Genomic DNA, 25,912 nt, shown 5'->3' on the forward strand with positions numbered 1-25,912 from the left:
TTAAAACCCACTGCCCCAACTGGGCCGGCCCGTCGATTGGCCCGAGACCGCCCCCCCGCCGGGCTCCCGCCCTTTGTAGGACCGCGGCCCCCCCCGCCGTGACGAGCGGTGCGCGCGAGGGGTAGGGCTCCGGCGCGGCCGGGGCACGGGTCGCGCCGGAGCCAGGTGCCCGAGGACGACGGTGGGCGGCCGCGGGCGGTGCGGTTCTCGCCTCGTCGTCTTCGAACATGTGTTCGACCCTAGCGGTCCCTGCGCACCTCCACAAGGGGAAGCGCGCGACCACCGCGCCCCGTGTCCTGCGACGTCCACGAGCCCTCGACGAACCGGTCGACGGCGCCGCCCCGCGAGGCGGCCCACCCCCGGGGGCGCACCACGTTTCCCGTGCGCGGGGGATCCCGTTCCCCCGCCCGGGGGAGGCTCCGGACACCGCCCCGGCGGGAGCGTGGGAGCACACCCACCCACGACCGGAGGCAGCACGATGACCAGCCCGTCCACGTCCCCAGACCTCCCTCGGCCGGACGTCCCGCCCCGCGCCGAACCACCGCACACCCAGCCTCCGCACACCCACCCTCCGCGCACCGAGGCTCCGCCTGACCGCAGGCTCGCGGCCGCCGCGCTCACGGCGTCGGGCGCCACCGCGGCCATGCTCGGCTGGTTCGTCGCGCGGCCGGACCTCGACCCCCTGCTCCCGGACGGGCGCATGCTCGGCGCGGAGCTCGTCCCCGCGGCGTCGCTGGTCCTGGTGCTGCTCGCGTCGGCGCTGCTCGGCGTGGTGGTCGCCGCGGCCGCGCTCGCCGGCCCCACCGCCCGCGCGGCCGGTCGCCTCGTCGCGCCGGTCGGCGTCCTCGAGGTCGTCGTCTTCGGCCTCCTCGCGCAGGGGTCGGGCACGCTCCCCGCGGCCGGCTACCTCGTGTCGTTCGCCGTCCCCCTCCTCGCCCTGTGGGCGGGCGTCCAGGTGTTCCGCACCCGCCCGGCATGGCGGCTGCCGCTCGCCCTCGCCGCCGCGCTTGCCGTCGTCGGCGTCGTGGTCGGCCGCGACGCGTTCGCCACCTGGTGGGGCGAACTCTCGTCGGGGCTCGGTCGCGAGCCGTGGTCCGTGCCGTCCGTGCTGCTGCCCCTCGCGACCGCGGCGGCCTGGGCCGGGCTCGTCGCCGTGCGCGCCTGGCAGCGCGGCTCGCTGCGGACCGCCACCGCCTGGGTGACCCGGCACCGGACGCTGTTCACCGTCGTCGCGGCGCTCGGACCGCTCCCGTACGCCCTCGCGCGCCTCACCTGGCTGACCCCGTGGCCGCAGTTCGCGGGCCCCGCGGAGGACCTGACCCTCCCGGTCCGGATCCAGGGCCTGTCGCTCTCCTCCGGCGCCTGGCTCGGCATCGTCCTCACGCTCGGCCTGATCCTGCCGTGGGGCGAGCGGCTGCCGCGCTGGTTCGGCCGCCGCGCGGGACGTCCGGTGCCTCCCGCGGCCGCCATCGTGCCCGGCGGGATCGTCGCTGTCATGCTCTGCGGTGCGGCCGTCCCCATGATCGTGATGATGGGGTGGGCCGGGGCCCTGTACTTCCCCGCCTGGTTCTGGGGCCCCGCGCTCGCCCTCGCCGTCTGGGGGTACGCCGGACATCGGTACGGCGTCCTCGATCCCGACGTCGGGGTCAGCCCCGCAGCGCCTGCTCGGCCCGCTCCCGCATCTCGTCGCTGAGCCGCAGCTCGCCGTCGTCGTGGGCCACCAGGAGCGTCTTCGCAACGTCGGCGAGCTCGGCCGCGCCGTCCAGCCGGTTGTAGGCGCCGAACCAGTCGGCCACGGTGACGCCGTGCGCCGGCCGGCGCACGACCTCCACCTCGTCCCCGGCGCCCAGGTCGCCGTTCTCGACGACGCGGAGGTACGTGCCGGTCCGGTTCGCCTGCGTGAACCGGCGCACCCAGCGCGGCGGCGAGCCGAGGCGGCGGGCGAACGTCTGGCAGGGCGTGCGGGGCTGCGTCACCTCGAGGAGGGCCGAGCCCACCCGCCACCGCTCGCCGACGACGGCGCGGCTCACCTCGAGGCCGCGGGTACGCAGGTTCTCGCCGAACAGGCCGGGCGTGACGTCGTACCCCAGCTCGGCGGCCCACGCCTCGGCGTCCTCCTGGGAGTACGCGTACACCGCCTGGTCGAGTCCGCCGTGGTTGGCGCGGTCCGCCTGGACGTCGGCGTACAGCCCGTACGGGCGGGCCTTGACCCGCCCCTCGACGGGGCGCTTGTCGATGGCGGTGACGCCCACGGTCCCGGCGTCGGGCAGGAGGGCGTGGACGCGGCAGACGGCGAGGAGATCGGGCACGGGCCCATCGTCCCAGGCCGGACGGCGCACCTCACACCTCCGGTGGCGGGCTGGCGGGTCGTCGGTCACCTACCGTGGTCCTGTGAGCGAACGCACCGACCTTCCCCATGTCGTCGTCGTCGGCGGAGGGTTCGGTGGTCTCGCGGTGGTGAAGGCCCTCGCGAAGGCGCCCGTCCGGGTCACGCTGGTCGAGCGGCGCGTGTACAACACGTTCCAGCCGCTGCTGTACCAGGTCGCGACCGGCGGGCTGAACCCGGGCGACGTCACCTACTGGCTGCGCGGCCTGCGCCTCAAGCAGAAGAACCTGCGGGTGCTGCACGAGCACCTGGTGGGCGTCGACCACGACGCCCGCACCATCCGGCTCGCCAACGACGAGACGGTCTCCTTCGACTACCTCGTGCTCGCCAACGGCGTCACCGTGAACTTCTTCGACACGCCCGGCGCCAAGGAGAACGCGCTCGGCATGTACTCGCGGTCGCAGGCGCTGCGCATCCGCGACCAGCTCTTCATCCGGCTGGAGCGATCGGCGTTCACCCCCGACACCGACGACGGCCTGCGCGTCGTCGTGGTGGGCGGCGGCGCCACCGGGGTCGAGGTCGCGGGCGCGCTCGCCGAGCTGCGCACCGCCGGTCTCGCGCCGGCCTACCCCGAGATCCACGGCGACGCGTTCGAGATCACCGTCGTGCAGCGCGGCACCGAGCTGCTCAAGTCGTTCCACCCGAGCCTGCGCGAGTACGCCGCGAAGGAGCTGGGGCACCGCGGGGTGAAGCTGCACCTGGGGGCCGGCGTCGCGGAGGTGCGGCCGGACGCCGTCGTGCTCACCGACGGCACGCGCATCCGCGCCGACCTCACCGTGTGGTCCGCGGGCGTGGGTCCGCACCCCGAGGTGGACGACTGGGACCTGCCGCGCCGCAAGGGAGGCCGCATCGCCGTCGGCCCGGACCTGCAGGTCGAGGAGCGGCCGGGCGTCTTCGCGATCGGCGACATCGCCGAGACGCCGGACTGGCTGCCGCAGCTCGCCCAGCCCGCCATCCAGGGCGGCCAGCAGGTGGCCCGCAACATCCTCGCGCTGCTCGAGGACAGGGCCACCGAGCCGCTGAGCTACCACGACAAGGGCACGATGGCGGTCATCGGGCGCCGGGCGGCGATCGCCGAGCTCACCCTGCCCGTGACGTCGAGGATGCTGCGGCTCACGGGCGGGTTCGCGTGGCTGGTGTGGCTGTTCGTGCACATCATGTCGCTCGTCGGGCCCCGCAACCGCGTCACGACGCTCGCCGGCCTGGTGACCCGGTACGGCTTCCCGTTCCACCGCCGCCCGATCCCGATCGTCGGCGACGTGCCCACCATCCGGCCGTCGAAGCCGGACGCAGGCCCGACGGAGCCGTCGAAGCCGGACGCAGGCCCGACGGAGCCGTCGGGGCCTACGGAGCCGAGCGCGCCCGGCGCGTGACGGCGTAGACCGCGAGGATCACGACGACCAGCCCAGCCGTGGCGGCGAGCTGGGCGCGCGCGGCCGGGTCGGACAGCATGAGCCCGGCGAGGGCGACGAGCCCGGCCAGCGTGACCCACGTGAGGTACGGGAACGCCCACATCCGCAGCCGCAGGGGCTCGCCGGCGCGGGCGGCGTCGGCCTCGAGCCGCGGGCGCAGGCGCAGCTGCGAGACGGTGATGAGCAGCCACACGACGAACAGCGCGGAGCCGACGGCGTTGAGCAGGATCGTGAGGATCTGCGCGGGCAGCAGCCAGTTGAGCAGCACGGCGACGACGCCGAAGAACACCGACACGAGCACGGCCACCCACGGCACCTCCCGCCGGGACACGCTGGTCGTGGCGGCGGGCGCGTCGCGGCGCTGGCCGAGGGAGAAGAGCATCCGCGAGGTGCCGTAGACGTTCGCGTTGAACGCGCTGAGCAGCGCCAGCACCACCACGACCTCCATGAGCCGCGCGCCGCCCTCGAACCCGGCGAGCTGCAGCACGGAGACGAACGGTGAGGCGAGGGCCGCGGCGTCGTCCCAGGGGATCAGCGCGACGATGATCGCGACCGAGCCCACGTAGAACAGCAGGATGCGCCACACGATGGTGCGGGTGGCGCGGGCGACGGCGGTGCGCGGGTCGCGGGCCTCGGCCGCGGCGATCGCCACGATCTCGATGCCGCCGAACGCGAAGACGACGGTGAGCAGGCCCGCGGCGATCCCCGCCCAGCCGGCGGGGGCGAAGCCGCCGTGCTCGGCCCAGTGACCCAGCACGCTGCCCGTCACGGGGATGACGCCGACCACGACGAGCACGCCCACGACGAGGAACGCGAGGATCGCGGCCACCTTGATCGCCGCGAACCAGAACTCCGACTCGCCGAACTGCCGCACACCCACGAGGTTGATGCCGCCCAGCACCACCACGACCGCGGCCGCCACGGCCCACTGCGGCACGTCGGGCCACCAGCCGCTGACGATGCCCGCGACGCCCGTCACCTCGACGCCCAGCACCATGATCAGCGTGAACCAGTACAGCCAGCCGAGCAGGAACCCGGCCCAGCGCCCGAGCGCCGCCTCCGCGTAGACGGAGAACGAGCCCGACGCGGGCAGCGCGGAGGCCATCTCCGCGAGCATCCGCATCACGAGGACGACGAGCGCACCCGCGATGGCATAACTGACCAGGACGGCCGGGCCCGCCGTCGCGACGCCGACGCCCGAGCCCAGGAACAGGCCCGCCCCGATCGCGGAGCCGAGGCCCATCATCGTCAGGTGGCGGGTGCGCAGGCCGTGCGCGAGCTGGGTGCCCGAGGCCGTGCCGGGCTGCTCGTCCGCCGTCGTGCCGGGGTCCGTGGGGGTGCTCACGGCCGACCACGCTAACCCGCCGCCGCGAGTTGTCAGGACCGGGACCACGAATACCCGCACGTGGCCCTGACAACTCCCGGGCTTCAGACAGTCGTCAGGGCCAGGGCCACGAGAACGTGAACCTGGCCCTGACAGCTCGCGGAGCAGCGCTACTTGGTCGCGACGTCCCGGCGTCGGAAGCCGACGAACGCGAGCACCAGCAGCACGACGGCGACGGCGCACAGCCCGCCGACGTGGCCCCAGTCGACGTCGCCGGAGAGCGAGTCCGGCACCCACCAGAACGGCGAGATCTTCTGCGCCCACTCGGGGATGTGGAACAGGCCTGCGAACAGCGCGACGACGATCGACCACTCGAGCAGCACCCACGAGAGCGTGGCCGCCCGCGGGGCCCACGCGAACACCACCGCCGCGAACCCGACGAACACCGCGAGCGCCGGCAGGTACAGCAGGCCGGCGCCGAGGATGTCGGTGAAGGACGGCGAGTCCAGCCCGGTGAACACCGCCCCTGCCGCACCCGCGGCGACGCCCACGACGAGGACGACCACTGTGGCGGCCGAGCTGATGGCGAGCGTGGCGCCGAGCCATCGACCCCGCGTGACCGGCGTCGCGAGCACGTACTCGGCGCGGCCGGCGTCCTCCTCCGCCTTGGCACGCAGCATCGCGACGATGCCGTAGACGGCGGCGCCGAGGGCGGCGTAGAGCACGATGATGCGCAGGAACCCGGCGACGGGGTCGCCCGCACCGAGGACGGACGCGTAGACCGGGTTGTCCTGGAGGGTCTTGGTCAGCTCGGGCACCTGGGACGCGACGGTGCCCATCGCGAGCCACATGATCCCCAGCCCCAGGGCGGTCCACAGCAGCGCCATCCGCTGCTGCACCCAGGCGAGCGCGGTGGGCGAGCGCAGGCTGTCCAGGGCGTCGGCGCGTCCGGGGCGGTCGGGCACGAGCCCGGCCCCGAAGTCGCGCCGAGACGCGAGGGACGACGCCGCGAGCAGGAGCAGGACGATCACGACCACGCCGATGGCCGCCGGCCACCACCGCAGGTCGACGAACGCGCGCATCTGCTGCGCCCACCCGATGGGCGAGAGCCAGGACGCCCAAGAGCCGCCCTGCTCCTGCATGTTGCCGATGGTGCCCACGGTGAAGGTCGCGCCGAGCACGGCCATCGACAGGCCCGTGGACCCGCGCGAGTGCTCGGTGACCTGGGCGGCGACCAGCGCGACGGCGCCGTAGGTCAACGCCGCGACGGCGATGCCGACGGTCATGCCGAGCGCGTTCGTGACGTCGAGGTCGTTGGCGGCGAGCACGGCCGCGGACAGCACCGCGATGACGGCGTTGACGACCACCACGACGAACAGTGCCGCGACCACCGCGGCGTGCCGCCCGACCGCGGCGGCGCGCACCAGCTCGGACCGGCTGGACTCCTCCTCGGCGCGGGTGTGCCGCACCACCTGCAGGATGCTCATGACGGCGAGCGCGATCACCACCCAGAGGGTGAGCTCGTTCGCGAGCGCCGGACCGACCGTGTAGTGGTCCGTGCCGTAGCCGGGGCCCGTCATGGCGACCATCGCCGGCGACGACACCAGCGCGGCGCGGACGGCCTGCCCCTCGGCGTCGTCCAGCATGGTGGTGTACTCCGGCAGCGACCCGAGGTACAGCAGCGGGATGCCGAGGCTCCAGACCAGCAGGCGCACCCGGTCGCGACGCAGGATGAACCGCACCAGGCTCCACGTCCCGGTGAGCGTGGAGCCCCCGCGCACGGGTTCGGCCCGGCGCACCGGCGGGGCGGCGGTGACGGCGCTCATCGCGCACCCGCCTTGCTCCGGGCGCCGCTCTTGCTGGGGGCGCCGACCGGGACGCCGTCGGCCGCGAGCTCGTCGCCGTAGTGGCGCATGAAGAGCTCCTCCAGCGACGGCGGCTGCGCGGTGAACGAGTGCACGCCCAGCGCGCTGACGGCGGGCAGGACGCGCCCCATCTCGGCGTTGTCGACGTCGAAGGTGACGCGGGTGCCGACGCCGTTCTCGGTCGTGGCGAGGTCGTGCACGCCCGCCATCGTGGCGATCGCGGACGGGTCGCGGTCGACGACGGCGGTGACGGCCGAGCGCGTGAGGTGGCGCAGGTCGTCGAGCGTGCCGGACTCGACGTCGCGGCCGCCGCGGATGATCGTCACGGTGTCGCAGACCTTCTCGACCTCGGACAGGATGTGGCTGCTCAGCAGCACGGACGTGCCGGCTTCCTTGGCCTGCCGCACCTGCTCGGTGAACACAGCCTCCATGAGGGGGTCGAGGCCGGATGTCGGCTCGTCGAGCACCAGCAGGTCGACCTGCGAGACGAACGCCGCGACGAGCGCGACCTTCTGGCGGTTGCCCTTGGAGTAGGTGCGGGCCTTCTTGGTGGGGTCGAGCTCGAACCGCTCGAGCAGCTCGGCCTTGCGCTTCTTGTCGGGCTTGCCGCGCAGGCGGGCGAGGTAGTCGATGGCCTCGCCGCCGGTGAGGTTGGGCCACAGCGACACGTCGCCGGGGACGTACGCGAGACGCCGGTGGAGCGCGACGGCGTCCCGCCAGGGGTCGCCGCCGAGCATCCGGACGCTGCCCGAGTCGGAGCGCAGCAGGCCCAGCAGCACGCGGATCGTGGTGGACTTCCCGGCGCCGTTCGGGCCGAGGAAGCCGGCCACCTGGCCGTGCTCGACGGTCAGGTTCAGCCCGTCGAGGGCCTGGACGGAGCCGAAGGACTTGCGCAGGTCGTGGATCTCGACCGCGGGCGTGGCCGCGGTCCGGGCAGCCTGGGTGGCTGAAGCCGTGGTGGTCATGGTTCCTCTTCGTGGTCGTGGGGGGTTCCGTCGGCGGGGGGCTGCGCGCCCTCCGGCGGGTCCGGCACGTACAGGAGATAGTCGTCGAGCATGCGACGAGTGGTGAGGAAGCCCTCGGTGAAGAGCTCGAGCATCGGCAGGTACAGCTCGTTCATGAAGCGCCGCATCGCGGCGGTGACGTCCTCGGGGTCGTGCGGCGGGTCGAGCGTGACCGACAGGAGCATCGCGCCGAGGGCGGAGTAGACGAGGTAGCGCACCCGCGCGGCCTCGTCGCGGCTCGGCGTCACGACGCCGTCGCGCACCGCCTCGGCGGTGTACTCCTCGGCGTCGGCGATCATGTGCTCGGTGAACTCGCGGCCCACCGCGCCGCCGGCCTGCAACGAGCGCAGCACGTAGGCGACGAGCGGGGCGTACTGGTCCGCCGCGGAGAGCACCTGGAGCAGGTTGCCGCCGGCGGCCCGCCCGATGGAGTCGCGCTTGACGTCGCGGATCCAGGCGAGCACGTACTCGTCGCAGGCGAGGTGCAGCTTGTCCTTGGACCCGAAGTGGTGGATGACGAGCGCCGCGCTCACCCCCGCGTCCGCGGCGATCGCGCGCACGGACGCGCCGAACCCGGAGCGCGCGAAGCGGAGCATCGCGGCGTCGAGGATCCGGCCGCGCGTGGTGCCGTCGGGCACGGGCACGAGCGGCCCGCGGGCCTCTGCCGGGTCCGTCGTCGGCTCCTCGGGAGCGGCACGCCCTGAGGGGGCGGCATCTCCTGAGGAAACGGCATCCACTGAACGCATGTTCAACAGACTAAACACGTGTTCAACCAGTGCGCAAGATCCCTCGCGGGGGCCCGCACGGCAGGATCGACACGTGACCCAGCTCGCGCGCCGCCTCGGCACCGCCGACGCCGTCGTGATCGGCCTGTCCTCGATGATCGGGGCCGGCGTGTTCGCCGCGTTCTCCCCCGCCGCCGCGGCCGTGCTGCCCGCCGGGACGGGCGCCGCGCTGCTGCTCGCCCTCGCGGTCGCGGCGGTCGTCGCGTACGGGAACGCGACGTCGTCCGCGCAGCTCGCGGCCCAGTACCCGGCGTCCGGCGGCACCTACGTGTACGGCCGCGAGCGCCTGGGGCCGTGGTGGGGGTTCCTCGCCGGCTGGGGGTTCGTCATCGGGAAGACGGCGAGCTGCGCGGCGATGGCGCTGACGTTCGCCGCGTACGCCGCCCCGCCCGGGTGGGAGCGGCCCGTGGCGGCGCTCGCCGTCGTCGCGCTGGCGGCCGTGAACTACCGCGGAGTCACCCGCACCGCGCGGCTCGCCCGGTGGATCGTCGTCGTCGTGCTGCTCGCCCTGGCCGTGACGGTCGCCGTCGCGCTCGCCACCGGCTCCCCCGACGTCGCACGCCTCAGCGGCCGCGACGCCGGGACGGACGGCACGACGACCGCGGGCTGGTACGGGGTGCTGCAGGCTGCGGGCCTGCTGTTCTTCGCCTTCGCGGGGTACGCGCGCGTCGCGACGCTCGGCGAGGAGGTGCGCGACCCCGCCCGCAGCATCCCGCGCGCGATCGTCGGGGCGCTGGGCGGCGCCGTCGTGATCTACGCGGTCGTGGCGGTCATGCTGCTCACGGTGCTCGGCCTCGCGGGGACGGCGGCGGCCCCGGCGCCACTGGCCGCGGCGGTCGCCGGGACGCCGTGGGCGGGCGTCGTCGTGCAGGTCGGAGCGGCGGCCGCGTCGCTCGGCGCGCTGCTCGCCCTCGTCGCCGGCGTGGGCCGCACCGCGCTCGCGATGGCGCGCGAGGACGACCTGCCGCGGTCGCTCGCCGCCGTGCACCCCCAGTTCCGGGTGCCGCACCGGGCCGAGGTGGCCGTGGCCGTCGTCGTGGTCGCGCTGGTGCTCACGGTGGACCTGCGGGGCGCGATCGGGTTCTCGTCGTTCGGCGTGCTCGTGTACTACGCGGTGGCGAACCTCGCCGCGTGGACCCAGAGCGCGCCGCACCGCCGGTACCCGCGGGCCCTGCAGGTCGTCGGGCTGGCCGGGTGCGTGGTGCTGTGCGCGACGCTGCCCGTCGCCGCGGTGCTCACCGGCGCCGCCGTGCTCGCCGCCGGGCTCGCGCTGCGGTGGGCGCGGCTGCGGCGCGACGCGGCCTGACCCCGCGCGATCCACTCGGCGCCACGTGGCACGTGCCACGTGCCACGATGAGCCGGTGCGTCTGTGGTCCCTGGCCCCCGACTACCTCGACCGGCAGGGCCTGACGGCCTGCTGGCGCGAGGCGCTGCTCGCGCAGGCCGTGCTCGCGGGCCGCACGCGCGGCTACCGCAACCACAGCCAGCTGGTCCGCTTCCGCGCGACCCCGGACCCGCTCGCGGCCGTCGGCGCGTACCTCGCCGCCGTCGCCGACGAGGCCACCGACCGCGGGTACGCGTTCGACCGCGCCCGCATCCTCGAGGCGCCCCGAGCGGACCGGCCCGTCCCCACCCTGCCCGTGACCGAGGGGCAGCTCGCGTTCGAGCGCGCGCACCTGCTCGCCAAGCTGCGGGCGCGCACCCCGGAGCGGGCGGGAGCGCTGGCGGACGCCGACGCCGTCCGGACCCACCCGCTCTTCACGACCGTCCCCGGCGAGCGCGAGGAGTGGGAGCGCGGCTGAGCCGCACGACAACCTCAGAGCCAGCCCAGGGCGACGGCCATGAGCAGCTGCGTGACGAGGAACCCGGTGACGAGGTTGAGCCACAGGAATCGCCGCCATCCGGCGTGGGCCTCCTCGCAGCGGGGGTCGGGGAGGCTGCGGTAGGGCGCGATGCTCACGACGTACGGCGCGACCAGGACGGCGGCCCACGCGACGGGTGGGCCGCCCAGCAGGAGCACGACGCCGGCGGCGAGGTAGAGCGCCATCGCCCCGCGCACGGTGCGGGCGGCGCCCAGCCACGTGGCGACCGAGCCGATCCCGGCCGCCCGGTCCGCCTCGACGTCCTGCACGGCGCCGAACGCCTGCGACGCCATGCCCCAGAGGAAGAACCCGGCCAGGGCGGCGAGCACGGGCCCGGTGAGCGTGCCGCCCGCCAGCGCCAGCCCGAACACGGCGGGGCTCACGAAGTGCGTGCTCGACGTGGCCGAGTCGAGCACCGGCCGCTCCTTGAACCGCAGCCCCGGCGCGGAGTACGCGACGACGGCGAACACGCTCACCGCAAGGACCGCCGTGGACGCCACCGACCCGACCACGACCAGATAGACGAGGAACGGGACGTTGCTCAACACGGCGGCCCGCACGGTGAGGCGGTGCCAGCGGCGCGACAGCACGACGCCCTCGATGCCGCCCTTGCGGGGGTTGCGCAGGTCCGACTCGTAGTCCCACACGTCGTTCAGGCCGTACATCAGCAGGTTGTACGGGACGAGGAAGTAGAGGGTGCCGACCACGAGCTCCGACACCCCGACGCGCCCGGCGCCGCTGGCCATCAGGTACGCGGCCGCGAACGGGTAGGCCGTGTTCACCCAGCTCACGGGCCGCGACGAGCCCAGCACCTGGCGCCACGCCGCGGCCGCTCCGGACGCCGTCCCCGACGTCGCCCCGGTCTCCGTCCGCGTCATCACTCGCCCCTCTGTTCGGCGCGCGCCCCGGCACGCCCGCCGTCCCCGGCCAGCGCCCACAGCGCGGGCAGCAGCAGCGCCGCGACGACCGGCCAGGCGAGGTCCTCGACCGGCGTGAGCCACAGCCGCACGCCCAGCAGCGCCGTCTCGCCGTACCGGAACAGGTCGGCCGCGATCATCAGGCTGTCGAAGACGACCGTGAGCGCCACGAGCGCGGCCGCGGCGAGCGCCGTCGCCGCCCACCAGCGGGCGCCGAGGCCCCGCACCACGGTCGCGACGAGCGCGACGACGAGCGCCCCCACGACGGCGGCCACGGCGAGTCCGGCGTACGTCATCGCCCCACCCCCGGTCGGGCGAGGCCGCGCCGCACCAGCCCGTGCAACACGAGGGCGAGGTAGCAGAGGAACAGCACGAAGAAGAGCTCCTCGAGGGGCAGGTGCGGTGCGAGCTCGACGCCGACCGTCGTGCCCGCGCCGCCGCGGGAGTAGAAGCCGTGGGCGATGGCGACGGCGTCCCAGGCGAGGAAGAACACCGTCCCCGCGAGGAGCACCGCCGCGGCGCGCCCCGGGTGCGCGGACCAGAGCACGAGGCGCGCCCTGCGGTCGACGAGCGCAGTGCCCGCCAGGGCGCCGAGCAGCAGCCCGAGGTAGAGGAACGAGGTCCCAGTCAGGGCGATCACTCCCCGGGGTGGAGGGCCGGCCGGGTCACGGGGAGCGGGTCGGCACTCGTGTCCCCGCGGACCCGCTTGACGGCGAGCTCGGCGCTGATGAGGCACATGGGCAGCCCGACGCCCGGGATGGTGGAGCCGCCCGCGTGGAGCAGGCCCGCGACCTTCCGCGACCGGTTCCCCGCCCGGAACATCGCGCTCTGGCGCAGCGTGTGCGCGGGGCCGAGCATGCCGCCGGACCAGGACGAGAGGTCGGCGGCGAAGTCGCCCGGACCGACGGTGCGCCGCACCACGATCCGCTCGCGCAGGTCCGGCACCCCTGCCCAGGCCGCCACCCGGTCGATGGCGGCGTCCGCGACGGCCTCGACGGCGGCGTCGCCCGTGCCGTCCTCGCCGCCGCGCCCGAGCCCCGGGTCGGCGGGCACGGGGACGAGCAGGAACAGGTTCTCGTGCCCCGGCGGGGCCACGGAGGGGTCGGTGCGCGAAGGTGCGCAGACGTACACGGACGCCGGGTCGGGCACGCGCCCGGCGGCGATCGCGCCGAAGTTCTCCTCCCAGTCCGCGGCGAAGAACAGCGCGTGGTGCGGCAGCTGCGGCACCCGGCCGCGCACGCCGAGCATCACCAGGACGCCGCCGGGGCCGGGGTCGCGGCGCGACCACCAGCCCGGGGAGCGGTCTCGCAGGTCGGGCGGCAGCAGGTCGGACTCGACGTGGTGCAGGTCGGCGGCGGTGACGACGACGTCGGCCGGGGCATGTCTCGCCGTGCCGGCGGAGTCCTCCCACCGCACCCCCGTGACCGACGCCCGAGGACGGCGCGGGCCGGGGACGGGGAGTCCGGTCCGCACCACCCCCGGCGCGGCCCCGACGGCCGTGGTGGTGATCGCGGTCGCCCGGGCGCGGGTGCGCAGGGTGACCCCCGCGCCGACCGCGAGCGACGCGACCGCGTCGACCACGCGTGCGAACCCCCCCAGCGGGTAGCGCACGCCGCCGTCGAGATCGAGGGCGCTCATCAGGTGGTACATGCTCGGTGCCTTGCCGGGCGACGAGCCGAGGAAGACCGCGGGGTAGCCCAGCACCTGCCGCAGGCGCCGGTCCCGGAAGCTCGCCGACACCCGCCGCTCGAGCGACGTGCCGAGCAGGGGCACCAGCCGGTGCCACCGCGCCGCGACGTCGCGGTGCGCGAACGGCCGCCACGACGCGAACGTCGTGTACAGGAAGTGCCGCAGGGCCATGTCGTAGGTGTCGTGCGCGGAGTCGAGGTAGCGCTCCAGCCGCGCGCCCGCCCCGGGCTCGATCGCCTCGAACGCCGCCACGTTGGCCGCGCGGTCCGGCGAGACGTCGAGGGACCGGTCGTGCCCCTCGAAGAAGACGCGGTACGCCGGGTCGAGGCCGACGAGGTCGAGCTCGTCGTCCGCGGTGGTCCCCATGAGCCGGAACCAGTGGTCGAAGACCTCCGGCATGAGGTACCACGACGGCCCCGTGTCGAACCGGAAGCCGTCCCGCTCCCACGACCCTGCGCGGCCGCCCACGACGGCGTGCCGCTCCAGGACCTCCACCTCGTGACCGTCGCGCGCGAGCAGGCCCGCCGTCGCCAGCCCGGCGATCCCCGCCCCGACCACCACGACCCTCACCGCAGCACGTCCTTCACGAGGACCCCGGCCACCACCCTCGCCTTGACCGGGCCGGGGACCCGTACGCGCTCCCGCCGGATCGTGGCGGCCGGCATGGCCCCGAGCCGGCGGGACAGCTCCGCGAACAGGTCGTGCGCGACGCGCACGGCTCGGCGCGAGGTCCGAGGGAGCCTGTCGATCGCGACGGACGCGGCCGCGAGGTCGGCATCGACGTCGGCGAGCAGCCGGTCCCGCGCGGCGTCGTCGAAGGCGTCGACGTCGAGGCCCGGGAAGTAGGAGCGGCCCCGCTCGTCCACATCCTCCGCCAGGTCGCGCAGGAAGTTGACCTTCTGGAACGCCGCCCCGAGCCGGGCCGCGCCCGGGGCCAACCGGTCGTAGGCCGCGTCGTCCCCCGCGACGAACACCCGCAGGCACATCAGGCCCACCACCTCGGCCGAGCCGTGCACGTAGGCGGCGAAGCTCGCCTCGTCGTGGGCGGTGACGGTGAGGTCTGCCCGCATCGACGCGAAGAACGGCGCCACCAGGTCGTCGCCGATGCCGTACCGCCGCGCCGTCCGCGCGAACGCGTGCACCACGAGGTTGCTGCTGCGCCCGCACGCCGTCGCACGGGCGACCTCGCGCTCGAGGTCGTCGAGCAGCGCGGCGCGCGCCTCGGCGCCGAGGCCTGGGCGGACGTCGTCGACGATCTCGTCGGCGACGCGGACCAGCGCGTACACCGACCGCACCGGGTCGCGCACGGCGTCGCCCAGCAGGCGGCAGGCCCAGCCGAAGGACGAGGAGTACGCCCGGATGACGACGGCGGCGCTGCGCACCGCGACGGCGTCGTACAGGGCGTCGGCGGCGGGGACGGCAGGAACGGCCGGACCCGCGGCAGTGCCGGCGAGGACGGGGTCGCAGCCGGTCGCGGCGGGCCGGGGGGCGGCCGGGACGGCGCTCATGCCGCGCTCGGGGAGTCGTCGGGGACGGGTCCGGCCACGCGGGCGGCGAGCGCACCGAGGCCGAGGTCCTCGCCGAGGCCGACGGCGTCGCGCTCGAGGGCTCTCGCCAGCGCCTCGACGGCCGCGCGGGCGCCGCAGGCCTCGAGCAACGCCCGCGCGCGGTCCAGCTCGGGCTCCGTCGCGTCGGGGTGGCCCAGCACCGTGCTCAACTCCTCCCACGCCCACGTCCCGCGCGCGAGCGCCACGAGCGGGGTGCACTTGCCCTCGCGCAGGTCGGACGCGTTGCTCTTGCCGGTCTCCGCCGGATCGCCGAACACGCCGTCGAGGTCGTCCCGGAGCTGGAACGCGACGCCCAGGTCGCGCCCGAGGCGCCGGACGCCGTCGTCGAGGTCCTCGCGGCCCGCGAGGATCGCGGCCGCGCGCAGCGGGAGCTGGAAGCTGTACACGGCCGTCTTGCGCTCGGCCGTGATCAGCACCTCGTCGAGGTCGGCGCAGGAGGAGCCCAGGCTGAGGCGGACGTCCGCGAGCTCGCCGTCCGCCGTGAGGTGCATGGCCTCGTCCAGGACGTCGAGGAGGAGCTCGGTGGTCGCCGGCGCCGCCCCGCACAGCGCGACCGCCCGGACGGCGGCGGCGAGCGCCAGGTCGCCGGCGAGGATGCCGGCCGCCGCGCCGTAGTCGCGGGCATGCCCGGGGTCCACCCCGGACTCGAGGGCCTGAGCGGCGTGCGTGCCGGCCACGTTCGGGCGGCCCCGGCGGGTGTCGGCGCCGTCGATGACGTCGTCGTGCACGAGGAACGCGTGGTGGAGCAGCTCGACGGCGGCGCCGACACGCACCGCGACCTCCCGCGGCTCGGGCGGCGCCGCACCGGCGAGGGCGTCGTAGGCCTCCAGGAGGATCCGCGGCCGCAGCCGCTTGCCCCCGCGGCTCGTCCCCCGCAGCGCGCCCCACAGGAGGGTGCCGCCGCGGCGGTCGCCCGCGGCGAGCAGGCTCTCGACGGCTCCCTCGACGGTGCCATCCACGCCATCCACGCGATCGACGGCGTCGGGGGTCGGGTGCGGCACGGTCCACCTCCTGATCGGCAATATATCTAGCCTAGCAAGATACTAGCCATAGGAGGTAGTCGTATGATGGGCGCGTGACCGAGGCACCCGGGGACGGCTCGTCGTACTGGTACGGGACGCAGGACGCGGAGCCGCGCCGCCTGCTCGAAGCCCTGCGCGCCTTCCGGCGCTCCGACGAGTCGATGCGGCGCCGTGCCGGCCGCGACATGGGCATGAACCTCACCGACCTCCGCGCCCTCCAGCACGTCATCGCGTGCCAGCAGCGGGGCGACCCGGCCACGCCGCGCGGGATCGCGGAGTACCTCGCGATCTCCACCGCCTCCACGACCAAGCTGCTCGATCGGCTGGTCGCGTCGGGCCACCTCGAGCGGCACCCGCACCCGTCCGACCGCCGGTCGGTGGTCGTCGTCGCCTCCGCCGCGGCGCACGCCGAGGTGCGCGAGCGCCTCACCCATGTGCACGACCGCATGCTCGAGATCGCGCGGGCCGTCCCCGCGCACTGCCGCCCCGCCGTCCGGGGGTTCCTGCTCGCCATGGCGGCGGAGGCCGAGGCGGAGGCCGACGACGCGGCCGGCACCGTCGTCGGTGAGACGTCCGACTGAGCGACGTCCGACTGAGCGACGTCCGACTGAGCGACGTCCGACTGAGCGACGTCCGACTGAGCGGCGCCTCTCCTCAGTCGCGCGGGGCCCCGGCCGGGCGCACCCGCAGCACGACCGCCGCGCCGAGCACGACGCCGCCGCCGGGCTCGCGCCTGCGCCCCACGATGCGATCGCCCGCCGAATGTTGCTAGCCTGGCTAGCAACTTGTCGAAGGCCGGGTCCGCGCGTCCGGCCCGACACGCACGAGAGGCAGGTGGGCACATGCCGTCCGGACCGCCGTCCGACGCCCTCGTCCTGGTCACGGGGGCGACCGGCTACATCGGCGGGCGCCTCGTGCCCGAGCTCCTCGCCGCCGGGTACCGCGTCCGTGTGCTCGCCCGGCACCCCGATCGGCTCACCGCCCGCGAGTGGGCCGACGCCGTCGACGTCGTGACCGGCGACGCCGGCTCCCGCGACGACCTGCGCCGCGCCCTGGACGGCGTGGAGGTGGCGTACTACCTCATCCACGCCCTCGGAGCCGGGCCCGGGTTCGCCGACACCGACCGCCGCACCGCCGCCGGCTTCGCGTCCGCCGCCGCCGAGGCCGGGCTGCGCCGCGTCGTCTACCTGGGCGGGCTGTACCCCGACACCGACGACCTGTCGCCCCACCTGCGCTCCCGCCGGGAGGTCGAGGAGATCCTGCTCGCCGGCGAGGTGCCCACCGTCGTGCTGCGGGCCGCCGTGATCCTGGGCTCCGGGAGCGCGTCGTTCGAGATGATGCGCTACCTCACCGAGCGGCTGCCGGTGATGGTCGCGCCGCGGTGGATCGACAACCGCATCCAGCCCGTCGCCGTCCGCGACGTGCTGCGCTACCTGGTCGGGGCCGCGTCGATCCCCGCCGAGGTCAGCCGCGGGTTCGACATCGGCGGCCCCGACGTCCTCACCTACCGCCGCATGATGCAGCGCTACGCCGCCGTCGCCGGGCTGCGGCCGCGCGTGATCGGCGCCGTCCCCGTGCTGACGCCGCGGCTCGCGAGCCTGTGGGTCGGGCTCGTCACCCCGGTGCCGCCGGCGATCGCCCGCCCCCTCGTCGGGTCGCTGGTGCACGAGGTCGTGGCGCGCGACCACGACATCGTCGCGTACGTCCCCGACCCCCCGGGCGGGCTGATCGGCTTCGACGACGCGGTCGCCCTCGCGCTGGCCAGGATCCGCGACCTGGACGTGCGCACCAGCTGGAGCTCCGCGTCGACGCGGGGGGCGCCGTCCGACCCGCTCCCCGACGATCCGGACTGGGCCGGGGGCAGCCTGCTCGTCGACGACCGGGCGCGCGAGGTCGACACCACGCCCGAGTCGCTGTGGTCCGTGATCGAGGGGATCGGCGGGGCGCACGGCTGGTACTCGTGGCGCCTCGGCTGGGTGGCGCGGGGCCTGCTGGACCGGCTGTTCGGCGGGCCCGGCCTGCGGCGCGGGCGCCGACACCCGCACCGGCTCGAGCCCGGGGACGCGCTCGACTGGTGGCGCGTGGAGAAGGTGGTGCCCGGACGGCTGCTGCGCCTGCGGGCCGAGATGCGGCTGCCCGGCCTCGCCTGGCTGGAGCTCTCCGTCGAGGACGGTCCCGACGACCGGCCCGTGTTCCGCCAGCGCGCGATCTTCTCGCCCCGCGGCCTGCCCGGTCAGCTCTACTGGTGGGGCATCAGCCCGTTCCACGGCGTCGTGTTCGGCGGGATGCAGCGCAACATCGCCCGCGCCGCGCACGAGCACGCCGTGTCCGCCTGACGGCGCCCCGGGGCGGTCAGTGCCGGGCGCGACGCGCGCCGAGCGGGCCGCCGAAGACCATCGAGATGCCGATGACGTAGCCGACGTCGTACCAGTTGCCGTTGTTGTGCACCTCGTACACCGACACCGAGTCGGTGAACAGCGACACGACGAACGTGACCGGCAGGATCATGCCCTGCCACAGGCCCCACCAGAACCCGTACGGGCCCTGCCCACCGATCGTCGACGTGTCGACGCCCGGGTTCGGTCCCGCGGCGCACGCGCCGAGGAGCAGGAGCGCCACGCCCGCGACGACCACCGTCGTCACGACGCGCGCCCGCCGGTCGGTGGGCTGCTGCCGGTCCATGCGACCCACGATCGCACCGGCCCGACGGCGTCGCGCGGCGAGCGTCGGTGGGTCGCGGGAGGGTGGACGGCATGAGCGACGAGACGACGCCGACGAAGGTGGCGACCCTGGACGCCGTGGTGTTCGACACCCCGGACACGCGGGCGGCGGCCGAGTTCTGGCGCGAGCTGACCGGCGGCAAGGTGGCCGAGGGGTACGGCGGGGACTGGATCGACGTGCACACCCCCGACGGGTGGAAGCTCGCGTTCCAGCCCGCGCCCGACCTGGTGGCGCCTCAGTGGCCCGGGCAGGAGCACCCGCAGCAGCTGCACCTCGACCTGCGCGTGCCCGACGTCGCCGCCGCCGTGGAGCGCGCCGTCGGGCTCGGCGCCACGGTGCTGCGGGAGAACCCCGAGTGGACCACCCTCGCCGACCCGGCGGGGCACCCCTTCGACCTGTGCCACGCCGCCGACAACGACGGGCTCACCGTCATGGGCGTGACCTTCGACGTCCCCGACGCCTCCGCGGCCGCGGCGTTCTGGTCCGGCGTCCTCGGCGACCCGGTGGTGTACGACGCCGAGGGCATGGCGATGCTCGGCGGCACCAAGGCTCTGCTGTTCCAGCAGGTGGAGGGCTACCGGCCCCCGCACTGGCCCGACCCGGCGCACCCGCAGCAGCTGCACCTCGACCTCGTCGTGGGGCCCCGGACGCTGGACGACGCGGAGGCGGCGGCGCTCGCGGTCGGCGCCGAGCGCCTGCCCGGGGGCGAGGACACGTTCCGGGTGTTCGCCGACCCCGCCGGGCACCCGTTCTGCCTCTGCCGGTCCTGAGGCACCAGTCCTGACACACCGGTCCGCGGCACCGGCCCCGACCCGAGGCGCCGACCCGCCGGGCAGGCGCTTTCCACGAGGTGCCGGCGTCCCTAAGGTGATCGGCCATGCGACCCGACCGGCTGACCCGGCACGCCCGCGACCTCACGACACGCTCCCTGGACTGGATGGACGGCCGGTGGGACCCGGCCGTCGGCCTGCTCCGCGCGCCCGAGCCGGTGGGCGGCGAGCACGCGCCCGCCGGCCACCTGGTGCGCGAGACCACCTGGTACGCCCTCGGCCTCCTCGTGCGCGACGCCCCCGCACGGGACGGCGCCGAGGCGGACCTCGACCGCGCCCGGCACGCCCTCGGGCGGGTGCTGGACCACCAGCTCGACGCGCCGGGCTCCCCCTTCCACGGCACGTGGCGGCGCAGCCCGCACGAGCCGGAGCCCGGCCCCGGCTCGGTCGCGTGGCGCGACTACGACCCGAACTGGCGCGAGTTCGTCGGGACGACGCTCGTGGTCCTCGCGACCGAGTTCCCCGACGCCCTCGACGGCGGACTCCGACGGCGGCTCGACGAGGCGCTGCGGCGCGCCGTCGAGGGCACGCTCGCGCGCGGCGTCGACGCGCGCTACACGAACATCGCGCTCATGACGGCGTTCCTGCTGCAGGACGCCGCGGCCCGGCTTGACGAGCCGGCGTGGGAGGCGCCCGCGGTCGGGCTCGCGGGCCAGGTGCTGGACCGGTTCCGCGTCGACGGGGCGTTCGACGAGTACAACTCCCCCACGTACTACGGCATCGACCTGGTCGCGCTCGCGCTGTGGCGGCGGTACGCACGGCTGCCGCTGCTGCGCGCCGGGGGCGCCGAGCTGGAGGCCGCCCTCTGGCGGGACACCGCCGCGCACTACCACGCGGGCCTGCGCAACCTCGCCGGCCCCTACGACCGCAGCTACGGCATGGACCTGCGGCACTACGCCTCGGGGATCGGCCTGTGGGTGTGGGCCGCCGCGGGCCGCGACGCCGCGCCGTTCCCCGCCACCGACCGGCCGTTCCGGCACGCCTGGGACCTCGCCCTCGGGCCGCTCGTCGCGGTGCTCGGCGCCGAGGTCCCGGACGACGCCCAGGCGCACCTCGAGGGCTTCCGCGGCGAGCGCCAGGTCGAGCAGGTGGTCGCGCGCGACCCGCGTCGCGTCGCCACGTCGTGGGTGGGCGACCGGCTCCTCGTCGGCGGCCAGGACGTGGGCGGCGAGCGCGGGCACCTGGGCGACCAGTTCCACCCCGCCACGCTCCACTGGCGTGTCGGCGCGGAGGGGGGCGGGGAAGGGGCGGGGCACGACATCGGCTGGGCGCGGCTGGTGAGCGATCTCGCCGTGGACGCGCGCGCCGACGGGCCCACCCTGCACCTGTCCTGCGCGCGGCACGACGGCGGGGACCTCGACCTCGCGTTCCAGGTCCGGGCGCCCGGCGCGACGGCCGCCGCGTTCGCCGCGGACCGCTGGCGCGTGCCCGGGCTGGACGTCGTCGTGACCGCCGGCGAGCCCGCCGTCGTCGAGCTCGCCGCCGTCGAGCCCGACCGGTCCGCGGACGACTCGCCCGCAGCCGACCCGGCCGCGGACGACACCTGGTGGCTGCGGTACGTCGTGCGCGACGTCGCCCCCGGGCGCGCCGTCCGGCTCCGTCTGGACCTCGCGACGCCGGACGCCACGACCACCGCGACGACCACCGGGACAGCCACCGCGACGACCGCCAGAACGGGCACCGCGCTCGGCACCGCCGTCGTCCCCGACTGGGCGGCGGTGCGGCGACGAGCGGAAGAGGCGCCGTGGGCCCGGGCCGTCCTGGACGCCGTCCGGGAGGACCACGACCACTGGCGCGACCGCCTCGCGGTGCCGCCGCCCGGCGCCGACTCGGCGTGGACGCACCACTACTTCTGCGGCGACGACGGCGCGCCGCTGCAGTTCGACCCCGCGAGCCCGGGACGGCACCGGTGCACGTCGTGCGGCCGGGAGTACGCCGGCGAGCCGTGGGACGGCGCGTGGCGCACCCGCATGCACGGCATGGCGGCCGCACAGGCGCAGCGGGCCGCGCTGCTCGCGCGCCTGTCAGACGACCCGGCCGAGGCGCGGTCCGCCGCCCGCGGACTCGACCGTCTCCTGGTCGGCTACGCCCGCGATTACGGGTCGTATGCGCCGCACGGCGTGAACGTCGGGACCGGTCGCGTGCAGCCGCAGAACCTCGACGAGGCGATCTGGGCGATCGGGCTGCTGCGCGCCGCCCGCTGGGCCGGCGACGCCCTGAGCCCGGAGGCCGACGCGGCCGCCACCCGGCTCGCGGGCGAGGTCGCGGCGCTGCTGCGCCCGCAGCTCGGCATGATCCACAACATCCACTGCTGGCTGCTGGCGGCGCTCGCCGAGTGCGCCGCCCGCACCGGGGACGCCGCGCTGCTCGCCGAGTGCCGTGACGGCGAGTTCGGGGCGGAGGCGCAGGTCCGCGAGGGCTTCGGCCCCGAGGGGCTGTGGTTCGAGATCAACCCGCACTACCACTACTACACGGTCGCGGCGCTGCTCTCGTACCTGGAGGCGGCCGGTCCCGCGGGCCTGTCCGACGAGGCCGCCGCACGCCTGGCCCGGGCCGTGTCCGCCCCGGTGCAGCTCGCGTACGACGACGGCCGCATCCCCGCCTACGCCGACGGCTGGCCCGACTGCTTCGTCGGCACCTTCGCCGAGCAGGCCGAGGCCGCGGCCGCTCTGCTGCCCGGGCACCCCGTCGCCCTCGCGCCGTTCTACGCCCACCCCCGCACCGCCCCCGTGCAGCTCTGGTTCGCGAACCAGCACACCCACGGCCCGTCGGCGCCCCTGACCGGCCGGGGCTCCGTGGCCGCCCTCGTCCACGGGCCCGACGACGTCGCCGCGGTGCCCGCCGCCCCTCCCGGGTCGTTCGTGTGGCCGCACGCCGGCATCGGCGTGCTGCGCTCGGCCGACGTGCGGCTCGCGCTGCGGTTCGGGCCGCCGTCCGGCTGGCACGACCACCACGACAAGCTCGCCGTGGACGTCAGGACCGCGGGCGGCTGGTCGAGCCTCGACCTCGGCACCAGCGGGTACGGCGCCGAGATCACCGACTGGATGCGCTCCCCGGTGGCGCACGACCTCGTCATCCTCGACGGGCTGCGCCAGCCCGACCTGGAGGGAAAGCTCGTCGAGGCCGACGACCGCCGGCTCGTCGCCGAGGCGTCCTGGGGGCCCGGCACCGTGCGGCGCGCGCTCGCTCTGGAGCCCGGCGGCTGGTCCGACGTCACCACCGTGACCGCGGCCGCCGGCACCGTCGTCGAGTGGGTCTTCCACGGCGACGGGGCGGTGCTCGCGGACGGCGCCCGCCCCGCCGAGCTCGTCGCCGTGCCCGCCGGCGTCCCTGCCGACGCCCCTGCCGACGACCCTGCCGAGGACCAGGCCGCGGACCTCGGCCACCGCTGGTTGCGGGACGTGCGCCGCGTCCCTCCCGCGCCCCGCGGCGGCGGCGTGGTCGGCGGCGGCGTGGCCGGCGACGGCGTGGCCGGTGACGGCGTAGTCGGTGACGGCGTGGTCGGTGACGGCGTGGTCCGGCTGCGCTGGGACGCAGCCGGGTCGCCGGAGCTCGCGCTGCCCGTGCCGGTCGGCGGCACCGTCGAGACGGCGGTCGCGGACGCGAACCCCACCGGCCTCCCGCTCGGCGTCGTCCGCCTGCGCGCCGTCGTGCCGGCCGGCGGGGTGCTCGAGGTCGCGGCGTCGTTCACGCTCGACGCCCGGCCACGCACCTGATCAGCATGAGTGCGGCGAGGGTCGGCGAGGGTCGGCGCGGTCAGCCCGGCAGCACGAGCGCCGGGCGGTCGGGGTGGTCGACCCGGACGACGACGTCGGCCCGCCGCTCGGGCTGTGCTTCGCGGCGGTAACGCCCGTACGCCGCGAGCGTCCACGCGTCGTCGAGCGCGGTGTTCCGCGTCTCGGTCGCGGGCCGCAGCGCGAGGTGCACGACGAGGTCCACGTCCAGCCCGCGGCCCATCGCGAGCGAGCCGTCGAGCACGACGACGGTGCCGGGCGCCGCGTCGACGTACGCGGCGCGCGTCGCGCGGTCGCTGACCGGGTCGCGCAGGCTCGGGAGCCAGCGTCCGCGTCGCACGACCGACCCCAGGACCTCGCGGTTGAGCCCGCCGACGTCGATCCACTCCTCGAGCAGGGCGTCGGGGTCGCGGCGCCCGCGCTCGAGGCGCAGCGACGCGGGACGCAGGAAGTCGCGCACCCGCACGCGCGCCACGGGCCGGCCCGCCGCGCGCAGCGGCTCGGCGAGCGCGTCGGCCAGCGCCTCCGGCCGTGTGGACGGGTGCCCGTCCACGAGCACCCGCAGGGGTCGGTCGCCGTCGGCCGCACGCTCCAGGACGCGCGCCACGACGTGCTCCACCACACCCTCCGGGGTCACCGGTTCCACGCGCACGCCGCCATGCTGCCAGGCAGTCCGTCACCGCGGCAGTTCGCGATCAGATCGGCAGTCCGAACTGCCGCCGTGATCTCAAAGTGCCGCGTCGAACGACGGATCCGCAGTCAGCGGGCGTGGTCGACGCAGCGGGTCGCGGCGGGCCGGGCCTCCAGCCGCGCGGCCGGGATGGGGCGCCCGCACACCTCGCACACGCCGTACGTGCCGGCGGCGACCCGGTCGAGCGCCGCCAGCAGCTCACGCCGCTCCGCCTCCGCGCCCGTCGCGATCGCGGCCGCCTGCTGCCGCTCCCAGGCGAGGGTCGCGCCCTCGGGATCGTGCTCGTCGTCCACGTTCGCGTCCCGGGCCGACTCGACGATCCCCGCCACCGTGCGACGCTGCGCGGCGAGCCGGGCGTCCACCTCGGCCAGACGCGCCCGCAGCCGCGCCTCGACGTCGCCGGTCGCGCGGTCGCCCTCCGTCATCCCGGCAGTCTCGCACCTGACCGAGCCATCCTTCGAGCAAGCGATCTGCCGCGTCATCCGGCCGTGTGACGCGGCAGATCGCTTGCTCGACAGGTGTCCCCGGGGTGCGTGTCGTCAGAGCGCGTGATGTGTCCAGCGGCCGGCGACGAGGGTGGCGGCAACGACGGTGGCGCGCAGCGCGGCGGCCAGGGCGGGGGCGTCGTCGTCGGGGCCGACGTCGAGGGCGAGCGGGTCGCCGTCGAGGATCGCGAGGTCCGCGGGGGTGCCGGCGGCCAGGTCGAGCGGCCGCCCGTCGACGGACGCCTCCAGAGCCGCCCGCGCGTCGATCCGCTGCTCGGGGTGCCACGGCTCGCGGCCGTCGCGGGACCGCGTGACCGCGGCGGCGAGCGCCGTCCACGGGTCGAGCGGTGCGACGGGCGCGTCGGAGCCGAGGGCGAGCCGCACCCCCGCCGCCCGCAGCTCGGCGAGCGGGAACGCGCGGGCGGTGCGGCCGGGCCACAGCTCCTCGGCGACGTCGCGGTCGTCCATGGCGTGCTCGGGCTGCACGCTCGCGGTGACGCCGAGCGCGGCGAACCGAGCGACGTCGGCGGGGCGCAGCAGCTGGGCGTGCTCCACCGAGCCGCGCGCACCGGACGCCTCGAACGCGTCCAGTGCCAGGGAGTTCGCGTGGTCGCCGATGGCGTGGATCGCGCAGCGCAGGCCGGCCGCGTGCGCGCGGGCCATGAGGGGCGCGAGCTGGTCGGTCGCGATGTTGAGGATGCCGTGGGCGTCCGGGCCGCCGACGCCCGCGTACGCGTCGAAGCAGAACGCGGTGAGCGTGTTGAGGGACCCGTCGCTGATGACCTTGAGCGGCCCCTGCGTCACGAGGTCGGAGCCCTCCGGCTCGCCGAGGACGTCGCCGGCCCGCAGCCCGGCGTCGAGCACCGCGTCCAGGTGCTGCTCCCACACGCCCGCGCGCACGCGCAGCCCGTCCCAGCCGCCCGCCACGCGGCGGCGCCAGGCGGTGAGGTTGTCCGCCACCTCGAAGTCGACGACGCCGACGACGCCGCGCTCGGCGGCGGCCCGCGCGGCCTCCGCCACCAGGGCGTCGGACACCGCGTCGTCGACGGTGACGATGCGCGGGCTGGCCGGCATCCACTCCTCCTCGCGCAGCAGCCCCGTGGGGTGGTACGCGATGCCGAGGAAGCGCAGGCCCGCCGTCGACGCCCACGCGCTGTGCAGGTCGCCGGACAGCAGCACCACCGGAACCTCGCCGGCGACGTCGTCGAGCACCGCGGCGGTCGGCTCGTCCGGCCAGGTCGCCCACCGGAAGCCGTAGCCCACCAGCGGCAGGCCGTCCGGCGGCGGCGCGGCGCGGTCGAGCCGGTCGCGCACGAGGGCGGCGGCGTGGCCCGCGCCGGTCGCCGCGGACACGTCGAGGCGCTGGCGCACCATCGCCCACTGCGTGAGGTGGGTGTGCGCGTCCCACAGCCCCGGCACGACGGTGCGGCCGTCGACGTCCACCCGCTCCGGGAGCGCCGAGACACCGACCGGCGCGGGCGTGCCCGCCGGGGTCACGGCGGCGACGCGGCCGCCGTCGAGCAGGACGTCGACGGGCCGGTCGGGGCGGCCCGCGAGGCGGGCGTTCGTCAGGAGCAGCGCGGACACGGGGCCACCGTAGCGTCGCCCGTCGGCGGG

23 protein-coding genes are annotated in these 25,912 nt (G+C 75.8%); 8 read left to right on the top strand and 15 right to left on the bottom strand.

Annotated elements, in window-relative coordinates; genetic code table 11:
* Positions 1 to 478: 478 nt before the first annotated feature.
* Positions 479 to 1,693 (top strand): hypothetical protein, encoded by a 1,215-nt coding sequence (locus ACFWDO_RS03325; RefSeq protein ID WP_380319185.1) that lies wholly within the window; start codon positions 479 to 481, stop codon positions 1,691 to 1,693.
* On the opposite strand, the gene ACFWDO_RS03330 is transcribed toward ACFWDO_RS03325, so the two are convergent.
* A complete protein-coding gene (locus ACFWDO_RS03330; protein WP_380319188.1) occupies positions 1,647 to 2,309 on the bottom strand; it encodes an MOSC domain-containing protein in 663 nt (220 codons plus the stop codon). The two genes, ACFWDO_RS03325 and ACFWDO_RS03330, sit on opposite strands and share 47 nt — an antisense overlap.
* An 82-nt stretch (positions 2,310 to 2,391) precedes the next feature.
* Between ACFWDO_RS03330 and ACFWDO_RS03335 the strand changes: the two genes are divergently transcribed.
* Complete coding sequence (locus tag ACFWDO_RS03335) at positions 2,392 to 3,759, top strand: NAD(P)/FAD-dependent oxidoreductase (RefSeq protein ID WP_380319191.1); 1,368 nt, start codon at positions 2,392 to 2,394, stop codon at positions 3,757 to 3,759.
* On the opposite strand, the gene ACFWDO_RS03340 is transcribed toward ACFWDO_RS03335, so the two are convergent.
* The 4 genes from ACFWDO_RS03340 to ACFWDO_RS03355 all read right to left on the bottom strand — a co-directional run bounded on the left by ACFWDO_RS03340 (position 3,731) and on the right by ACFWDO_RS03355 (position 8,629).
* Positions 3,731 to 5,143 (bottom strand): amino acid permease, encoded by a 1,413-nt coding sequence (locus ACFWDO_RS03340; protein ID WP_380319194.1) that lies wholly within the window; start codon positions 5,141 to 5,143, stop codon positions 3,731 to 3,733. The genes ACFWDO_RS03335 and ACFWDO_RS03340 overlap by 29 nt on opposite strands.
* 149 nt (positions 5,144 to 5,292) lie before the next feature.
* Positions 5,293 to 6,948, bottom strand: a complete 1,656-nt coding sequence (locus ACFWDO_RS03345) for an ABC transporter permease (RefSeq protein WP_380319197.1) — start codon at positions 6,946 to 6,948, stop codon at positions 5,293 to 5,295.
* Positions 6,945 to 7,952 carry an ATP-binding cassette domain-containing protein gene (locus tag ACFWDO_RS03350; RefSeq protein WP_380319200.1) on the bottom strand — a complete coding sequence of 336 codons (1,008 nt, stop codon included), beginning with the start codon at positions 7,950 to 7,952 and terminating at the stop codon, positions 6,945 to 6,947. The genes ACFWDO_RS03345 and ACFWDO_RS03350 overlap by 4 nt, the downstream gene beginning before the upstream one ends.
* Entirely contained in the window at positions 7,949 to 8,629 is a 681-nt protein-coding gene (locus ACFWDO_RS03355) for a TetR family transcriptional regulator (RefSeq protein WP_380319203.1), read from the bottom strand. The genes ACFWDO_RS03350 and ACFWDO_RS03355 overlap by 4 nt, the downstream gene beginning before the upstream one ends.
* 181 nt (positions 8,630 to 8,810) lie before the next feature.
* On the opposite strand from ACFWDO_RS03355, the gene ACFWDO_RS03360 reads away from it, so the two are divergent.
* Positions 8,811 to 10,082: an APC family permease gene (locus ACFWDO_RS03360; RefSeq protein ID WP_380319206.1), complete on the top strand. Its 1,272-nt coding sequence runs from the start codon at positions 8,811 to 8,813 to the stop codon at positions 10,080 to 10,082.
* Positions 10,083 to 10,137: 55 nt separating this feature from the next.
* Complete coding sequence (locus ACFWDO_RS03365) at positions 10,138 to 10,578, top strand: pyrimidine dimer DNA glycosylase/endonuclease V (RefSeq protein ID WP_380319209.1); 441 nt, start codon at positions 10,138 to 10,140, stop codon at positions 10,576 to 10,578.
* A 14-nt stretch (positions 10,579 to 10,592) separates the two neighbouring features.
* Here the strand turns inward: ACFWDO_RS03365 and ACFWDO_RS03370 are convergent, their stop codons facing one another.
* From ACFWDO_RS03370 to ACFWDO_RS03395, 6 genes are read right to left on the bottom strand one after another with little or no spacing between them, the layout of a single operon-like run.
* Positions 10,593 to 11,516, bottom strand: a complete 924-nt coding sequence (locus ACFWDO_RS03370; protein ID WP_380319212.1) for a prenyltransferase — start codon at positions 11,514 to 11,516, stop codon at positions 10,593 to 10,595.
* On the bottom strand, positions 11,516 to 11,851 hold the full coding sequence (locus tag ACFWDO_RS03375) for a lycopene cyclase domain-containing protein (RefSeq protein ID WP_380319215.1): 336 nt from the start codon (positions 11,849 to 11,851) through the stop codon (positions 11,516 to 11,518). The genes ACFWDO_RS03370 and ACFWDO_RS03375 overlap by 1 nt, the downstream gene beginning before the upstream one ends.
* Positions 11,848 to 12,195: a lycopene cyclase domain-containing protein gene (locus ACFWDO_RS03380; protein ID WP_380319218.1), complete on the bottom strand. Its 348-nt coding sequence runs from the start codon at positions 12,193 to 12,195 to the stop codon at positions 11,848 to 11,850. Before ACFWDO_RS03380 ends, ACFWDO_RS03375 begins: the two co-directional genes overlap by 4 nt.
* A complete protein-coding gene (gene crtI, locus ACFWDO_RS03385; RefSeq protein ID WP_380319260.1) occupies positions 12,192 to 13,805 on the bottom strand; it encodes a phytoene desaturase family protein in 1,614 nt (537 codons plus the stop codon). Before crtI ends, ACFWDO_RS03380 begins: the two co-directional genes overlap by 4 nt.
* Positions 13,806 to 13,810: 5 nt before the next feature.
* Positions 13,811 to 14,752 (bottom strand): phytoene/squalene synthase family protein, encoded by a 942-nt coding sequence (locus tag ACFWDO_RS03390; RefSeq protein ID WP_380319221.1) that lies wholly within the window; start codon positions 14,750 to 14,752, stop codon positions 13,811 to 13,813.
* Entirely contained in the window at positions 14,749 to 15,771 is a 1,023-nt protein-coding gene (locus ACFWDO_RS03395) for a polyprenyl synthetase family protein (RefSeq protein WP_380319224.1), read from the bottom strand. Before ACFWDO_RS03395 ends, ACFWDO_RS03390 begins: the two co-directional genes overlap by 4 nt.
* A gap of 116 nt (positions 15,772 to 15,887) precedes the next feature.
* On the opposite strand from ACFWDO_RS03395, the gene ACFWDO_RS03400 reads away from it, so the two are divergent.
* On the top strand, positions 15,888 to 16,415 hold the full coding sequence (locus ACFWDO_RS03400) for a MarR family winged helix-turn-helix transcriptional regulator (protein ID WP_380319227.1): 528 nt from the start codon (positions 15,888 to 15,890) through the stop codon (positions 16,413 to 16,415).
* A gap of 261 nt (positions 16,416 to 16,676) precedes the next feature.
* The gene (locus ACFWDO_RS03405; protein WP_380319230.1) at positions 16,677 to 18,170 is read left to right on the top strand and encodes an SDR family oxidoreductase; all 1,494 of its coding nucleotides are present in this window, start codon (positions 16,677 to 16,679) and stop codon (positions 18,168 to 18,170) included.
* Positions 18,171 to 18,186: 16 nt separating this feature from the next.
* Here ACFWDO_RS03405 and ACFWDO_RS03410 read toward each other — a convergent pair whose 3' ends face one another.
* The gene (locus tag ACFWDO_RS03410; RefSeq protein ID WP_380319233.1) at positions 18,187 to 18,516 is read right to left on the bottom strand and encodes a hypothetical protein; all 330 of its coding nucleotides are present in this window, start codon (positions 18,514 to 18,516) and stop codon (positions 18,187 to 18,189) included.
* Positions 18,517 to 18,587: 71 nt separating this feature from the next.
* Here ACFWDO_RS03410 and ACFWDO_RS03415 point away from each other — a divergent pair, with 71 nt between their 5' ends.
* Both ACFWDO_RS03415 and ACFWDO_RS03420 read left to right on the top strand, forming a co-directional pair.
* A complete protein-coding gene (locus ACFWDO_RS03415; protein ID WP_380319236.1) occupies positions 18,588 to 19,325 on the top strand; it encodes a VOC family protein in 738 nt (245 codons plus the stop codon).
* Positions 19,326 to 19,432: 107 nt separating this feature from the next.
* A complete protein-coding gene (locus ACFWDO_RS03420) occupies positions 19,433 to 23,101 on the top strand; it encodes a hypothetical protein (RefSeq protein ID WP_380319239.1) in 3,669 nt (1,222 codons plus the stop codon).
* A 40-nt stretch (positions 23,102 to 23,141) separates the two neighbouring features.
* Here ACFWDO_RS03420 and ACFWDO_RS03425 read toward each other — a convergent pair whose 3' ends face one another.
* The 3 genes from ACFWDO_RS03425 to ACFWDO_RS03435 form a co-directional block, all read right to left on the bottom strand.
* Positions 23,142 to 23,771, bottom strand: a complete 630-nt coding sequence (locus ACFWDO_RS03425; protein WP_380319242.1) for a uridine kinase — start codon at positions 23,769 to 23,771, stop codon at positions 23,142 to 23,144.
* Between the two features lie 107 nt (positions 23,772 to 23,878).
* The gene (locus ACFWDO_RS03430; protein WP_380319245.1) at positions 23,879 to 24,235 is read right to left on the bottom strand and encodes a TraR/DksA family transcriptional regulator; all 357 of its coding nucleotides are present in this window, start codon (positions 24,233 to 24,235) and stop codon (positions 23,879 to 23,881) included.
* 114 nt (positions 24,236 to 24,349) lie between these two features.
* The gene (locus ACFWDO_RS03435) at positions 24,350 to 25,882 is read right to left on the bottom strand and encodes an amidohydrolase (protein WP_380319248.1); all 1,533 of its coding nucleotides are present in this window, start codon (positions 25,880 to 25,882) and stop codon (positions 24,350 to 24,352) included.
* Positions 25,883 to 25,912: the final 30 nt, after the last annotated feature.

It is taken from the genome of Isoptericola sp. NPDC060185 (genome assembly GCF_042728595.1).
Classification (GTDB): domain Bacteria; phylum Actinomycetota; class Actinomycetes; order Actinomycetales; family Cellulomonadaceae; genus Isoptericola.

Coding starts and splice junctions, on each gene's coding strand:
- ACFWDO_RS03420 (WP_380319239.1), top strand. CDS start 19,433: ATGCGACCCGACCGGCTGACCCGGCACGCCCGCGACCTCACGACACGC.
- ACFWDO_RS03390 (WP_380319221.1), bottom strand. CDS start 14,752: ATGAGCGCCGTCCCGGCCGCCCCCCGGCCCGCCGCGACCGGCTGCGAC.
- ACFWDO_RS03415 (WP_380319236.1), top strand. CDS start 18,588: ATGAGCGACGAGACGACGCCGACGAAGGTGGCGACCCTGGACGCCGTG.
- ACFWDO_RS03375 (WP_380319215.1), bottom strand. CDS start 11,851: ATGACGTACGCCGGACTCGCCGTGGCCGCCGTCGTGGGGGCGCTCGTC.
- ACFWDO_RS03405 (WP_380319230.1), top strand. CDS start 16,677: ATGCCGTCCGGACCGCCGTCCGACGCCCTCGTCCTGGTCACGGGGGCG.
- ACFWDO_RS03410 (WP_380319233.1), bottom strand. CDS start 18,516: ATGGACCGGCAGCAGCCCACCGACCGGCGGGCGCGCGTCGTGACGACG.
- ACFWDO_RS03345 (WP_380319197.1), bottom strand. CDS start 6,948: ATGAGCGCCGTCACCGCCGCCCCGCCGGTGCGCCGGGCCGAACCCGTG.
- ACFWDO_RS03325 (WP_380319185.1), top strand. CDS start 479: ATGACCAGCCCGTCCACGTCCCCAGACCTCCCTCGGCCGGACGTCCCG.
- ACFWDO_RS03350 (WP_380319200.1), bottom strand. CDS start 7,952: ATGACCACCACGGCTTCAGCCACCCAGGCTGCCCGGACCGCGGCCACG.
- ACFWDO_RS03370 (WP_380319212.1), bottom strand. CDS start 11,516: ATGACGCGGACGGAGACCGGGGCGACGTCGGGGACGGCGTCCGGAGCG.
- ACFWDO_RS03430 (WP_380319245.1), bottom strand. CDS start 24,235: ATGACGGAGGGCGACCGCGCGACCGGCGACGTCGAGGCGCGGCTGCGG.